The organism is Aliarcobacter cibarius, from assembly GCF_013372265.1.
Classification (GTDB): domain Bacteria; phylum Campylobacterota; class Campylobacteria; order Campylobacterales; family Arcobacteraceae; genus Aliarcobacter; species Aliarcobacter cibarius.
This window is the reverse complement of sequence record NZ_CP054051.1, coordinates 73,285-90,066: the sequence shown is the minus strand read 5'-3', so window position 1 is coordinate 90,066 and position 16,782 is coordinate 73,285. Positions and strand designations below refer to the sequence as shown.

The following is a 16,782-nucleotide window of genomic DNA, read 5'->3' as shown; positions in this document are numbered from 1 at the left end:
TTTTATTACATATTTTTTAACTAATGATTTTCTTCATGTTCTTGTAACATATAATTTATTTTTTCATAAATTACTTTTGCTTCATCATCATTTATTTCATTTTTATCAATAGCTTTTATTATAGCTTGAAGTTCTTGTAAAAAAGACTTCATATCTTCTTTAGCATCTAGATCATCTTGGCTAAACTCATTATTATTTATAATTTCATTTAATTCATTTAAATAAGTTTTAGACTCTGGTATCATTACTTTTTCAATAATATCTTTTAATTTTATTTTTATATTTATCAAATAGTTTTCTTTCTTTTATAAATTTAGCATTATACAAAATTAGTCTTTTTATTAATGTTTTATAACATATTTATTGTTTTAGAAACTACTTTCTCTAATTATAACTGATATAACCTGCTTGTAAAATTTTAATGCCAAACTAGAATGTACACCTTCAGCTACTAAAATTCCTTGTTTTCTTGTTGTTAAATTTAAATTCTTATTTTCGAAATTAGATATTATTTTATAATAAGCTTGTTCTGTTTTAATTTGCTTATTTAAATCTTGTCTTGTTGCAATATCCCCTCCATAATCTGAAGATAATTCTGGAAATTCTAAATAAGGAGTTGAGATTTTTGAAATTGTCAATAATTTTATACTTATATCTTTTATATCCCCTGAATTAAATATAAATTTTGCATTACCATTTTTTTTCAATAATTTTAAATCTTTCTCATTACAAAAACTTACAATTCTATAATTTGAATTATCATATAAAACAAATAAAGATTCTTTTTTACTAATCCATTGATTAATTTTAAAATCATTTGTGAAGAGTATTTTCCCACTAAAAGGAGCTTTTACTTCAAATTTATCTTTTACTTTTTGTAAACCTTCTAATTCATTTTGTTTTTTAAATAAATTCTCTTCTAAAATAAATCTTTTATTCAAATTTTCTCTAAATCCTGCTTGTTTATCTAATTCAATATTTATATGTTTAATTTCTTTTAAAACTTGAGATATCTTATGTTCAATCATAGGAGATTTTATTTTTAAAAGTAGATCTCCTCTTTTTACATTTTGAGTATTAATAAAATATATTTCTTCTATATATGCATCTTCAGCAGGATAAAATTCATAATAATTTTGTGTTTCAATAATAGCTGGCATTTTAATACTACTATTCCAAGGAACAAAAATAAAAAATGAAAATAACACCAAAAAAGCTAAAAATCTAGAGTTTTTTCTGTTCAAAGTTACTCTATCTCTTTTACTCCACCAAATTTTTAATTCATTAAAAACAGGAAGTAGTATGAACCAAATAATTTCAACTAAAAAAAGAATGATTCCTAAAACTTTAAAAGCGAAATAATAAACTAAAACAGCTATTCCTAAAAATAAAAAAAATCTATAAATCCAAGTTAGGATTGCATAAGTTATAAAAAAAGTTTCTTTTTGCTTAGATAAAATTTCTGGTTTTTGTTCTTCAAGTCCTAAGAAATTTTTTCTAATAAACCACCTAGCCATTGAAAAAGATCTTGGTTGAAGATTTTTACTATCAGTTATATCAGATAAAGCGTAGTATCCATCAAATCTTAAAAATGGACTAAAATTAATTAAAAGAGAACTAATCCAACTAGTAGTTGCAATAATAAAAAGAATACTTCTAAAAATCCCATCTGGAATAAAAGACCATAAAAATGTAGCTATTAGTGCAAGATAAAGTTCAACTTTCATTCCTGCAACAACAATTCTTAGTCTTTGATATTTTGATTTTAATTTCCATGCATTTGTGGTATCAGTGTATAAAACAGGAAATAAAACTAAAAATGCAACTCCCATAGTTGGGACTTTACAGCCAAGCCTTTTTGCAGTAAATGCATGACCTAATTCATGTAAACTTTTTACAAAAACCAATGATAAAAAGTAGTAAAAAAATCCCTCTTTAGAAAAGAGATACATAAAAGTAGAAATAAAATTTTCCCAATCTCTTAATACAAAAATAATACCAATAAATCCTAAAAACAAGACAATATTTTGCCAAAGATTAGAGTATAAGAAATCCACTTTTTTTTTGTTTTTTTCAAGCCAATAATCTGGTTTTACTAGAGGAATTCTAATAAATAAATAGTTATGAATTAACCATTTAAAAATATTTTGTTTAGATTGTTTTTGAATATTTTTCATTCTATTTGTATATTTTAAATCTTCACAAACTATCAAGTTATTATTTATCAAAAAATCCACAAAAGTTTGAAGAGATTCCGTATCTATTTCATAATCTTTTTGCTCTAGGATTTTTATAAACTCTTCAAGTTCAATATCACTTTGCCAGTTTGAAATCAAATCAAAAGCATCAATTCCTATATTGAAATATTTATTTTGAATAGGATCAAATAAAAGCCACCTTTTAGAACCATCTTCCGCAACAGAAGTCTCTAATAGTTTTAAATCATCTCTTATTTTTGGTAATATTACTTTTTGTTCTTGTGCAAACATTACCAACCTATCCATTGTCTAGTAGCAGTGATTGGTTTTCTAAATAGATAAAAAAACAAACTTACTTGTTTTGAATAAATTTTTGCTGTTCCTCTAAGTCCAATAGATGGAATATAACCATTTTCATTTATATCATCAAACTGGGCAATAATTTTATATGATAAAACATTTTGCTCTGTAAGTTCAGGTTTGTATGAAATATATTTAACTTTTGCTTTCCAAGAGTTTGTTGGGTCATTATCAAAAAAAGCTTTAACTATTGCATTTTCTTCTAAAAAAATAGCATCACTAACAGGAAGCATAATTTTAAGTTCTATACTATTTGGATTCGCTATTAAAAATATTCTCTCTCCTGTATTAACTGGTTTTCCTTTCCAATCATTTGGATTATTTATTATTGCTATTCCTTCTTCTTTTGCATAGATTTTTGTTTTATCTAATTGATCTTTTGCAAAATTTAATTCAGCCTCTTTCAATTCAACTTGATTTTCAAGTTGTGAAATTTGACTTTTTTGTTTAGGATCCATAAAACTACTTTGCTTAACAGTAAAAAGTTCTGCATTTGCAACATCTAAAGTTCTTTTAGAAACTAAATAATTATTTTTAAAATCAACATCATCAAATTCAACTATTAATTGATTTTTTGATATTTTATCATTCGGATAAACTTTAATATCTTTAATTATCGCATTTAAAGGTGAAGTAACTACATAAGGGTTTTTAGAATCAACTTCAAGTGGTGCTAATATAGATAATTGAACTGGTAGAAACATTAAAATAAATAATAGAATTAAGATAATTTTAAAATATTTATTTTTAAAAGAAATTCTTTTTACAGTTTGTAAAATTCCACAACTTCGCATAGCAAATAAAAAGTATGATAATGAAGAAGAAAGATGTTTTAACATTAAAATATCATTTTCAATCCAATTACTTTCTTTAAAAAGTAAGAAAATATAATTTACTTCACTATCTTCCTTTGTACTAATTAAAGGCATAAATAGCAAATTTGGTGGAGCATATTCTAAAAGAGATTTATAATTTACCTCTTTTAAATCATTTTTAGCTTCAACTACAAAAATATCTTTTGATTTAGGATTTGCATTTAAATCTTCAACTACATTTTCAATCCATTGAACATAAGGAGAAGTTGAATCAACAACTGAAATATCAGATATTCCTACAACTTTATATTTACCTTTTAAATCAGTTGTTAATAAAACTCCTTGAGAATAAGGAACTATATTTCTTGTTTCATTTACAATCTGAAAATATAACTCTTTTATATTTTCACAATTTCTACAGTTATGTTCTAACTGTAGAAGTTTTGAGATGTTTGATTCCAATCTTTATTTTATCCTTTATTTTTTAAGCAAATAATCTCGTAAGATATGAACCATAATCATCAAGTTTTTGATTCTCTAAAGCTATTTGCTCTTTTAATCCCATATATTTTTCATCTGCATCAACTTGATTTTTTTGAGCTTTTTTCAACTCTTTTAAATCAAGTTTTAGATTTAACACTCTTGTTGTTCCATCTTGATTAATTGCTTTTATACTTATTTCTAACTTTTCTAAATCTTCTGGAATTGTTCCTGAAATATTACCAGTTCTTGGGTCAAAAAACAATCCAGCAGGAAGTGCTGTACCATCAATTTGTGTAACTATAAAGTTTTGAGAAAGATTTGTATCTACAACTTTTATCTCTATATAGTTATTTTCAAATTTTATATCTTCAATTGTAATTCCAACTATTGAAAAAGAGTCTTGATTTGCTTCATTAAATACAATTTGTCCATTTGTTAATACATTTAAATCAATATTAGCTTGTAATACTCCTCTTGAATCATTTGTATTTGATGTATTATTTGTTGAAGAATTATTGCTTGAACCATCAATTTCACCATTTTGATTAGTAGAAGAATTTAATTCTCCACCATTTGTTGATAAATTATTTGAAGTATTCAAAAATCCAATTCCAGTATCCACAGATAAACCATCATTTGAGTTAAAATTTAAAACACCTATATTACTAAAATTAGTAGTAGTAAAATTATTTAAACCATCTGTTGAATTATTTATATTTGTATCATTGTTTGTTGGAATTGAAGGTAAATTAGGTTTCACAGGTTCTGCAATTTGAGGTGGTGCAATAACTAACATATTATAAGTTCTTGTTACACTAGCTCCTGCTGAATCTATTCCTTTTATAACAATTACGAAATTTCCAGATTGTGCAACTCTTCCTGAAATAATTCCAGTATTTGGATCAATAGTTAAACCCAAAGGTAAATTTGATGCTTCAAATTTGAATTTATCTGTTAAATCTTTGTCACTAAACAAAGGTGAAATATCTTTAGTATAAACTTCTCCAAAAGGTATTTTAAAATCTATATTTTCAAAAGATACTGTTGGTGCATCATTACTTCCTATGATTGTCACTGTTACATCTTGTGTTGCAATAGCTCCTTCATCATCTATTACGCTTATTGTAAATACTGCTGTTACTACTTCACCTTTTCCTAGGAAATTTATCTTATCTTGGCTTATTGTGTAATCCCAAGTTATTGTTCCATTGTTTGTATTTGTATTTACATTTACAATATTGAAGGCATTCTCTATATCACTTCGTTGTTGCTCTGTTAATACTAATGTTGTTATTCCATCTTGTCCTATTGCACTTACACTTTTTGTAACTTCTGTTGCTACTGGTCTATCCGTTAAATCTAAATCTACAAATGTAATACTTCCATTATCACTTAATTTTATTCCATCTGTAATTATTCCACTTACATCTACTATTTGGATTGTTGGTGCATCATTTGTACCTGTGATTGTCACTGTTACATCTTGTGTTGCAATAGCTCCTTCATCATCTATTACGCTTATTGTAAATACTGCTGTTACTACTTCACCTTTTCCTAGGAAATTTATCTTATCTTGGCTTATTGTGTAATCCCAAGTTATTGTTCCATTGTTTGTATTTGTATTTACATTTACAATATTGAAGGCATTCTCTATATCACTTCGTTGTTGCTCTGTTAATACTAATGTTGTTATTCCATCTTGTCCTATTGCACTTACACTTTTTGTAACTTCTGTTGCTACTGGTCTATCCGTTAAATCTAAATCTACAAATGTAATACTTCCATTATCACTTAATTTTATTCCATCTGTAATTATTCCACTTACATCTACTATTTGGATTGTTGGTGCATCATTTGTACCTGTGATTGTCACTGTTACATCTTGTGTTGCAATAGCTCCTTCATCATCTATTACGCTTATTGTAAATACTGCTGTTACTACTTCACCTTTTCCTAGGAAATTTATCTTATCTTGGCTTATTGTGTAATCCCAAGTTATTGTTCCATTGTTTGTATTTGTATTTACATTTACAATATTGAAGGCATTCTCTATATCACTTCGTTGTTGCTCTGTTAATACTAATGTTGTTATTCCATCTTGTCCTATTGCACTTACACTTTTTGTAACTTCTGTTGCTACTGGTCTATCCGTTAAATCTAAATCTACAAATGTAATACTTCCATTATCACTTAATTTTATTCCATCTGTAATTATTCCACTTACATCTACTATTTGGATTGTTGGTGCATCATTTGTACCTGTGATTGTCACTGTTACATCTTGTGTTGCAATAGCTCCTTCATCATCTATTACGCTTATTGTAAATACTGCTGTTACTACTTCACCTTTTCCTAGGAAATTTATCTTATCTTGGCTTATTGTGTAATCCCAAGTTATTGTTCCATTGTTTGTATTTGTATTTACATTTACAATATTGAAGGCATTCTCTATATCACTTCGTTGTTGCTCTGTTAATACTAATGTTGTTATTCCATCTTGTCCTATTGCACTTACACTTTTTGTAACTTCTGTTGCTACTGGTCTATCCGTTAAATCTAAATCTACAAATGTAATACTTCCATTATCACTTAATTTTATTCCATCTGTAATTATTCCACTTACATCTACTATTTGGATTGTTGGTGCATCATTTGTACCTGTGATTGTCACTGTTACATCTTGTGTTGCAATAGCTCCTTCATCATCTATTACGCTTATTGTAAATACTGCTGTTACTACTTCACCTTTTCCTAGGAAATTTATCTTATCTTGGCTTATTGTGTAATCCCAAGTTATTGTTCCATTGTTTGTATTTGTATTTACATTTACAATATTGAAGGCATTCTCTATATCACTTCGTTGTTGCTCTGTTAATACTAATGTTGTTATTCCATCTTGTCCTATTGCACTTACACTTTTTGTAACTTCTGTTGCTACTGGTCTATCCGTTAAATCTAAATCTACAAATGTAATACTTCCATTATCACTTAATTTTATTCCATCTGTAATTATTCCACTTACATCTACTATTTGGATTGTTGGTGCATCATTTGTACCTGTGATTGTCACTGTTACATCTTGTGTTGCAATAGCTCCTTCATCATCTATTACGCTTATTGTAAATACTGCTGTTACTACTTCACCTTTTCCTAGGAAATTTATCTTATCTTGGCTTATTGTGTAATCCCAAGTTATTGTTCCATTGTTTGTATTTGTATTTACATTTACAATATTGAAGGCATTCTCTATATCACTTCGTTGTTGCTCTGTTAATACTAATGTTGTTATTCCATCTTGTCCTATTGCACTTACACTTTTTGTAACTTCTGTTGCTACTGGTCTATCCGTTAAATCTAAATCTACAAATGTAATACTTCCATTATCACTTAATTTTATTCCATCTGTAATTATTCCACTTACATCTACTATTTGGATTGTTGGTGCATCATTTGTACCTGTGATTGTTACAGAGAAATTAGCAGTTGTAACTAAACCTTCAGCATCTCTTACATTTATTGGGATAATAATAGTATCAGTTTCACCCTCTCCTATATAGTTATAACTAGAAGTATCAAAACTATATGAACCATCATTATTTAATATAAATCCTGTTGGTGCTGTACCATTTACACTAAAAGAAATTGAAGTACTATCAACATCACTTGCTGGTAATACTCCAGTTATTGTGTTTCCTTCAACTGTATTTTCAGATTGATTTGTAAATACAGGTGCATCATTTACAGCATTTATTGTAATATTTATAGTTTTTTCATCTTCTAAAATATTACCCTCACCTACATTTGATTTATCATTTAACTTAATAGTTAAACTATCACTTCCATTATAATCTTGATTTGGCGTATATTTTAGATTATTGATAGCTGTTTGAAGGTCTGTCAAAGTTCCTTGAACTTTTATAATTGATGTATTATTTGCCCCTTCTAAAACTGTTAATCCACTTAGTTGTGATAATTCTAATTTTCCTTCATTAACTCTTAAAGTTAAATCTAAAATTTGAGTTGAATCAACAGCATCAATATCAGCTAAATTAATTGCATTTGTATTATTAAATACAAAAGAGTTATCTTCATTTATTGTAATAGAACTATTTCCTATTGAAACAACTGGCGCGTCATTTACCGGAGTAACAAATATTGCAATTTGAGCTATATTACTTGTTTTTTGATCCGAAGAGAATTTGTATAAGAAAGTTTCTACTCCTGACCAATTTTCATTTGGAATAAATGTAAATTGAGCAAAATCTCTATCATCAACTAAATTTCTATCATTATTAAAAATAAGTTTTCCATTTGTTAATTCAAATCCAATAACTTTTGAAGTATCAGTTGAATCTATATTTCCATCACCGTTGATATCATAATCTGCATAGATATATTTACTACTATCAAAAGCTGTTATAGTTCCAGCTGTTATTACTGTTCCATTTATATCTGTAATATCAGGTGTTCCTGTCCCAAATATATAGTTTATATTTGTATCATTTACATCTAAAATTAAAGAATCAATATCTATTAAAATATCATTATCTTCTTTTCCAATAATATTGTCACTTTGAGCATTTGGAATTGCAGGTAAAACCATAACTAATTTTTGAGAAGTACTAACTCCTCCTAAATCATCAGTTGCAGTTACTTTTAAATAATCAGCACCAGGAGTTATAAAGTCATTTCCAAAACCAGCTGTGTAACTAATACCATTTGAAGCATTTAAAGTAGTATTTATTTGCTCTATCGTTCCTGTTAACGTAACAACTCTTGAGTTATTTCCACTAATTGAAGAGGCATTTACTCCATTTAAAATTGAATCATTTATATTAATTGAACCATAATTTGTTGTTTCAATTCTTACAGTTAAAATATCTCCATCTAAATCAGCAAAATTTATCATTGAACCTAAAGGCAACATACCGTTTGGATTTGAAACTATCGATTTTTCAACTATTAAACTCTCATTTCCTAAACTAATTTGTGGTAAATCATTTATTGTTTGAATATTTACAACAGCCTCTTTTGTACTATATCTAGCAGTTGTTTCACCACCATTTCCACCATCACTTACTTTTATCTCAATTGTTCTTGCATTAGAGCTTAAATCATCTGTTGGATTTGAAAATGCAATCGCTCTTGCTAAAGCTTGAACTTGTGATGAATAGGCATTTGAGTTTAGATTAACCCTTAACTCTTTTCCATTTTGTCCATTATAAGTTGAATCAACAACTCCTATTATAACTCCACCATAAGTTACATTATTTCCACTTAAACTAATACCACCAACATTTAAAATTGATAATTTATCTTCTACTTGTGCATTTTGTGAAATTTTAAAAGCAACATATCCACTATCATAACTTGTACCTTCTAAATCAGTAATTGTTATAGTTTTATCAATTAAAGTAGCAGCTCCATTTTCTGTAAAAGTAGGAGATGAAACAACTCCTCCTAAAAGTGGGGCATCATTTACTGATTCAATATTTATAGTTAAAACTTTTGAATCACTTGAACCACTTCCATCACTTACATTAAAGGTAAATGTTTCTGTTACATTTGAAGATAAAGCATTAATAGCATTTGAATTTGGAACAAAAGTGTATTCGCCTGTTGAACTATTAATAGTTAAAGTTCCATAAGTTCCAGCTTTTGAAACTGTTCCATCACCATTTGAAGTAGCTCCATTTATTCCATATGTAAATGTAGTTCCACTATCAGCATCTGTTGCAGTTAATTTCCCTGTTGTATTAGAAAAATTATCAACTCCATCTGTATCTGTATAATAAATATTTGATACGCTTGATACTAAAGTTACACTATCATTTACCTCTTGAATATTCAGTGCTTTTGTTGAACTATGAACTACTGGTGTAGAATCTCCTGAAGAAGTTGTAATAGTTACAGTTTTATTTAAAACTCCATTTGTAGCACTTAAATCTGAACTATTTTGATAAGTCACTTTTTGTGCAATTTTTTCTAAAACATCTGAAGTCAATCCAGCAGTTGGATTAGCTTGAGTAACTTTTACATCATCTATGTAAAGTTGAGCTCCTAAGGCTTTTCCACCTGTTGCATCCCAAGAACCTGAAACAAACACAAATTTATAATCTCCATCTGTTGATACAGTTATAGATTCTGTTGCCCAGTTTGTCATAGCACTTGCATTTGCACCTGTTCGATTTAATATTATTTGATAATTAGATGGATTGTTTACATCAACTATATAACCAAATACATCATAAGCATCTCCACCACCTTGCGCTTTCCAATCAAATTGAACAGTATCTCCAACTTTTAAAGATACAGCTGAATCAGAATAAATATATGGTCCTCTAACTATCGCATATCCACTTGTTGATGTTAAACTTGAATTCATTTTTATAGAATTATCATTTCCACCATCATTATTTATGTATGTATAATATGTTTCTCTTCTTAGAGTATCTCCATCTTTATCAGTTGCTGCTATTACTCTTGATGGATTTGTTGTATCTTCTGGTGTTGCAAGTCCTGCTATTGTATCAACTCCTAAATTTACCCTACCATTTACAATAGTCCAACCATCAATATTTACTATAGCATTTGTTGTAGAACTTAAAAGTCCAACTGAACTATTTGCTGAATTAAAGTTTCCATTGGCAAAATCAACTGAAAAATTTATTTTTAATTTTTGTCCATTTTCACCATTATAAACAGCATCTATTTGTCCAATAACACTTGCACTTGTTCCATTTCCTAAATAAACAGAATTTCCAACAATACTTACAGTATCAGCTGTAATATCTGGTGTCGTTACTTTTTGAATTCCTAAAGTTTCACTTGAAGTTGAACTATTTAGGTTAAATTCTATAAATCCTCCACCATAAAAATGTTCAGTATTTATAGTCGTATCAGTTAAAATAAGTGTTGAATCTGCTTGTTCTATATATGTTGAAGCTGTTTCAGCTGCGGCTGTTATATTTATTGTTAAAGTAGTTGTATCACTTAACTCTCCATCACTTACATTTAATATAAAAGTCTCTGTTGTATTTGCATCTAAAGCTGTAATTGCACTTTGATTTGGAATAAATTGATAATCTCCTGTTGAACTATTTATAACTAATGTTCCATAAGTTCCAACCATAGTTGAAACTAAAACACCTGCTCCTGAATCTATTTTATAAGTTAAATTTACATTATCAACATCACTAGCCACTAATGAAGTATTTACAGTTCCATTTATTGAAGCACCTGAAGAATCAACTATTTGTATAACTGAAGGAGTTGTAATAACTGGTGCATCATTTACGGCATCTATTGTAAAAGTAGCTGTTTTAATAGTAGTTGCTAAACCCTCTTTATCTAAAGCATGCCAAGTAAAACTGTCTGTTCCAAAATAGTTTAAGTCTGGTTGATAAACTAATTTTTCTAAATTTGCAATTGCAATAGTATAGTTTGTACTCTCTATTTTAATTCCATCTAAATATAAATCACCATTTGTTGGTAAAGTATCAATTATAAATGATTGAGGAAAATAGTTTGCCTCAACTAAAGTCTCTATAGCTGTTATTTTTGCTGCTTGTTTATCCGTATCAGATGGATTCATCATAGCATCTTGAATTATCGCCATTTGAGAATTATAATCAACAGCACTTACATTTGCATTATTATTTACATCATTTGCATCATGGTAAATATCAGCTGGATTTATAGTCGCAAAACTAAAAGATGTATCTTCATTTATAGTTCTTGTAAAATTATCTACAATTGCTTGTTCATTTACAGATGTTACATTTAGTGTAAAACTTTGAGTTGTAGTTTTATCTCCATCACTAGCTCCTAGTGTAATAACTGTAGAACCATACATATTAGCTTTAGGTGTAAAAGTAAAAGTTACTGTATCTCCTGGTGAATTAGTAGTACTTCTAATCATAGAAATACCACTCATATCAAGTAAGTTTGTATTACTAGAACTTACTATTCCTTGTATATACTCTTCAGGTGTGAAATCGTCACTAAAAATAAGTTTGATAGAGTTTGCACTTGAATCTTCAGTTATTGTGATACTTCCATTATTTAATAAATCATTTCCATTGTAAATATTTACAATAGGAGCAGCATTTGAATTACTATCTAAAATAGTAACTACTCCCGTTGCTGTATTTGACCATCCAGTTAAATCATTTGTATCACCAATTGTCATTACACGCCAGTTAACATTTGTACTTTGTCCTGAATTATCCCCTGCATCAAAACGATAATTATTCAAATTAGCCATTGAAATAACTAATCTACTATTTTGTAATGTATATCCTGAAGCTTGTGTTAAAGTTGAAATATCTGAAATATCAATCCAGTTAGAATCATCTGCTTTATCACCACTTCCATCATATACTTGAAATTTACCAACTGTTGGCAAAGAGATAATTTCTAATTGATAAGCTTCCGTCATCACATCATTATCAATATCTGTGAAATTAGGTTGAAATTGGTCAAAAGATTGTTTTGAATTTGGACCAACTGTAGCAGCCATAGCATTTGCTACAGGTTTATCATCAACTGGAGTTATATTTATAATAACACTATCTGTATCAGTTGCTATACCATCATTTGTAGTGATAACTAATGTCGTATACGCTGTTCCATTTGCATTTAAAGTTGGAGTATAAGTCAATCCTTCTAAACTTGCATTTATTTGTGCAACTGTTCCTGTTATTTGAACTGTTGTTGAACCATTATTTGTAATAGTAGCTCCACTTCCTTCACTTAGTGTTAAAGTTCCTTTTCCACTTCCAATTGATAAAGTTGTTGTTAAAATTACTGATGGGTCATTTAAAGCATCATTATCACTAATACTTATTGCATTACCATTTACAGTTGAAAAAACTATATTTACATCTTCATTTGTTGTTCTAGCTGTTGGAATATTATTTACTGGTAAATCATTTACAATTAACACTCTAACTGTAAGATTTGCAGCGGCTAAAGTTCCACCATATCCACCATATTCAACTATATATCCAGATATTGAACTTGTATTATTTGCATTAAAATCATTCCATTTCCCAGCATTTATTCCATCATAATAAAAGTGTGCAACATCCTCTCCTCCTCTTGAAGAATCAGAATTATTCGGTTCATTATTCGCCCAATTTGAATACTCTCCATTAAATGAAGAACCATATTTTGTTGTAGAACTTGTTCCTGCATTTGGATCACCCGCCCAAAATTGAGTACCTGCCTCAGGACCTGTAACCCATTTCCAAGTTCCTTCATTTTCTGCATCACTAGCTCCAATCCAACCGTTTCCACCAGACATAGAAGTAATAAGAGTATTTTCACTATCTGAAGTAATTGTAACAAGATAACCATTTAATCCATAAAGAGTTCTAGATTCTGCATTTGTTTTAGCTTGATCCCAAGTAATTCCTGAAGCACTTACAAACTCATAATAGTGTCCATTATCAGGATTGAAAAATTTTCCAGTTTGGTTTATTCTATATGGTTGTTCACCACTTCCTTGACCATCATTTATAGTAATTGTCAAGGGATCCTGTCCAGACCAATTTGAATCACCTTGATATCTAAGTGTTGCAAGTGCATTATTCAAATTTGTTACTGTTCCTGTTATTTTTAAAGTTTTATTTACAGCATCCCATGAAGTAGTTACTCCAGCTGAATTTCCTAAACTTAAAGTTCCATTATTTGCATCTATTGTAACAGTTAAATTACCACCTCCAATATCTTTATCACCAACTGTTAAACCTGAAATTGTAATAGAAGTATCTTCATTTACAGTTACTGTTTCTTTTCCTGAAATATATGGTAAGTCATTACTAGTTGTTACATTGATATTAAAATTAGAACTGGTTGTCTCATTTAAACTATTTTTAGCTGTTACTGTTACAATTTTATTTATATTCAAATCATCTGTTGAATTTATATAATCAATTTGTCTCGCTATTTCAGTTACTACAGCATCTGTTACAAAAGGATCTTCAACTCTTATATTATCGATATACATAGAAGCACCTGCTACAGTTCCTCCTGTAGCATCAAAGGTTCCTGATACAAAAACAAATCTATAATTTCCAGATGTTGGTACAGTAACAGAAGCAGTTCCAGATCCAGTAGTTCCATAAGATTGTAAAGCAATAGAAATTGCACCATTTGATGTATTTAATAAATAACCTACAACATGATAATCATCATTTACATTATTTGCTTGCCAATCAAATTTTAAAACCATTCCTGTTGTAGCACTAAAAATATCACTATAAGCTGCTGGACCATGAGCAACTCCAAATCCAGTAGTTGTTAAATTTGTCTCTTCTAATTTTAATCTACCACTATCTACTCCAACATATGGATTATCAAAACCACTAACTAAATCATTATCATCATTTCCTGGTGTAGAAGAAGGATAAGTTATTAATGAATCACTTGGTGTATTCCATCCTGCTATTTGTGTAACTCCTAAATCAATATGAGATAAAACACTTGTCCATCCTGTCATTCCAGCACTAAAATCACCATTTGTTACAGGAGAAGTTCCTGCGATTGTTTGATTTAAAAGATTAATTCTTAAAGCTTTTCCACTCTCTCCATTATAAGTTGAGTCTATTGTACCAACTAATGTACCATTATAATAAACATTATTTCCAGTAACTGTAACACTTCCACCTGAATCTATAGATAATCTATCTCCCACATCCATATTTGATGAAACTTTAAATTCTATATATCCATTTCCATAGTTTGCACCTCCACTAAAAGAGATAGAACTTGCAGCTGTTATTTTTGGATCATGTTCTGTAAAACTAATATTAGTTAATCCACTAATAGATGGAGCTAATGAATAATTATAGTTTTCAACCACTATAGTAGAAGTTTCAATACTTCCCTTTTGAATTTCTAAATCCCAATCACCATTTACATTAGAATTTCCAGTTACATCATTTGAAGCTGCAACATCAGCCTCTGTTATAAAAGCCAAAGTATCTATAAACTCTTGACCTGTTCCATCACTTGCTACATTACATCCATACAGTAATATATCTCCATTTTCTGATAAAGAGTTTTTCATAGTTTGTAAAACAGTATCAAAACTATTTAATGTATTTTGATTTAATACATCATTTCCTACTGTTATCTCACCTACATTTCCATGTGATAAAATATGTATTCCATCTATATTTGTTTCACTTTTTAATATAGAGTTTATATCATCTAGCGAACTTACTAGATATACTTCAACACCCTCACCTACACCATCAACTAAAGTTTGATAATCACTAACTGTCACATCAACAAAAGCAACTTCTCTTCTAGTTGTTTCAAACCCTTGTACTGCTTGTACTTGTATTTTGTGTACGCTATTTTCAGCATTATTTTGTGTTACATCATTTTGTGTAGAAGTAGCTTGAGGATTGTTGTTATTTGAAGAAAAACTACTTTCATCTAATGCATCAACAGCTGTAGCAATAGCAGCTCCATCAAAAAGAATTCTTTGCTCTAAAGCACTTATAATAGGTTTTTTTAAATTTCTTTTTTTCATAACTCAATACCCCTTATTAGCTATTTTATTTATAAAATGTTGCTGTTGCACTCATTCCTGGAATTATATTTTCAAAAGGTTTTATTAATTTTGCTCTTATAGATATCGTTTGGCTTGTTGGATCAACAACTGAATCAATTTGTACAATCTGAGCTTTTACTACCTTTTGAGTTTCATCAATACTTAAATTAAATTCCATTCCTTTTTTTAACCAAACAAGCCAAGAAGAAGGAACAACCACTTTTACTTCAAGATTATCTAATCCAACTATTTCTAAAAGTTCATCTTGTGGTTTAATACTTTGGTATTTTGACACTTTTTTACTTGCTATTCTACCATCAAATGGAGCTTTTATTTCACATCTTGAAATATTAATAGCAGCTATATCACTCTCTGCTTTTTGTTTATTTAAATTTTCTTGAGATATTTGAATTTCAAAAGTTCCAATAGAACCAAAAGTATCAAGCTTTTTATTTTTTTCAACTTCTAACTTTGCTATCTCTTTTTCAACATCAATTTTTCTTTTTTGAGCTTTATAAACTCCACAATCAATTTTTATTAATATCTCATCTTTTTTAAAAGAATCTCCTTCAAATTTGGACAATTCAATAATTTCTCCAGCTATTTCGCTTGAAAGAACTGTTCTATCAAGTGAAATTATTACTGCTCTTGCTGTCTCATTTTCACTTGCATACATAGCTGTGAATATTAAAAAAAAACTTAAAATTTTTTTCATCAAATAACCTCTTATTTAAATTCAATTCTATCTTTTTCGACTAACCAAAAATTATCAATTACTATTTGTTTTATAGACATTCCATTTTGTTTTGCAATTTTTGAAATATCATCAGATTCTTTTACAATATATTCTTTATCATTAATTAATAATTTTTCATCTTTATAAATCTTAATTTTTGAATTATTAAAATTTTTATTAAACAAAGAATCTTCTTGTATTGTAGACTTTATTTCTTTTTGTACTATCGTATTATTATTTTGTGGTATTTCTTCAATTTCATTAACTACTTTTGAAGTTTCTTCTAATATTTTTTTATCTTCAGTTAATGATGCTTTAGTAACTGTTGTATCTTCTACTTTATCAACAAGCACTTTTTTATTTTCATTAATTCCTAAAGATGCAAATATTCTTCCATAACTATTTTGAACATTCGCATATGATGCTGAGTATCTTAATGTTGCTAGAATGTTATTTAATTTCTCTTTTATTAGAATTAATCTACTATTAATATTTACTTCATTTTCTATTTTAGTTAAATCATAAATATCATCTGCAACATCTAAATATTCTTTTGCTAAAAAATACTCTTTTTTAGCTTGATTAAATTTTACTATTGATAAACCCAGATTATGCAATAGAAGA

Annotated in this window: 6 protein-coding genes; all 6 read right to left on the bottom strand. The window is 28.4% G+C overall.

Going from position 1 to position 16,782, the window contains the following annotated elements; translation table 11 throughout:
• Positions 1 to 20: 20 nt before the first annotated feature.
• On the bottom strand, positions 21 to 290 hold the full coding sequence (locus ACBT_RS00400; protein WP_024775332.1) for a hypothetical protein: 270 nt from the start codon (positions 288 to 290) through the stop codon (positions 21 to 23).
• Between the two features lie 78 nt (positions 291 to 368).
• Positions 369 to 2,489 carry a site-2 protease family protein gene (locus ACBT_RS00395; RefSeq protein ID WP_024775331.1) on the bottom strand — a complete coding sequence of 707 codons (2,121 nt, stop codon included), beginning with the start codon at positions 2,487 to 2,489 and terminating at the stop codon, positions 369 to 371.
• Positions 2,489 to 3,835 carry an efflux RND transporter periplasmic adaptor subunit gene (locus ACBT_RS00390; RefSeq protein WP_024775330.1) on the bottom strand — a complete coding sequence of 449 codons (1,347 nt, stop codon included), beginning with the start codon at positions 3,833 to 3,835 and terminating at the stop codon, positions 2,489 to 2,491. Before ACBT_RS00390 ends, ACBT_RS00395 begins: the two co-directional genes overlap by 1 nt.
• Positions 3,836 to 3,857: 22 nt before the next feature.
• The gene (locus ACBT_RS00385; protein WP_176325295.1) at positions 3,858 to 15,401 is read right to left on the bottom strand and encodes a VCBS domain-containing protein; all 11,544 of its coding nucleotides are present in this window, start codon (positions 15,399 to 15,401) and stop codon (positions 3,858 to 3,860) included.
• 25 nt (positions 15,402 to 15,426) lie between these two features.
• Positions 15,427 to 16,137 (bottom strand): efflux RND transporter periplasmic adaptor subunit, encoded by a 711-nt coding sequence (locus tag ACBT_RS00380; RefSeq protein WP_024775328.1) that lies wholly within the window; start codon positions 16,135 to 16,137, stop codon positions 15,427 to 15,429.
• Positions 16,138 to 16,148: 11 nt separating this feature from the next.
• Positions 16,149 to 16,775: a hypothetical protein gene (locus ACBT_RS00375; RefSeq protein ID WP_024775327.1), complete on the bottom strand. Its 627-nt coding sequence runs from the start codon at positions 16,773 to 16,775 to the stop codon at positions 16,149 to 16,151.
• Positions 16,776 to 16,782 lie beyond the last annotated feature (7 nt).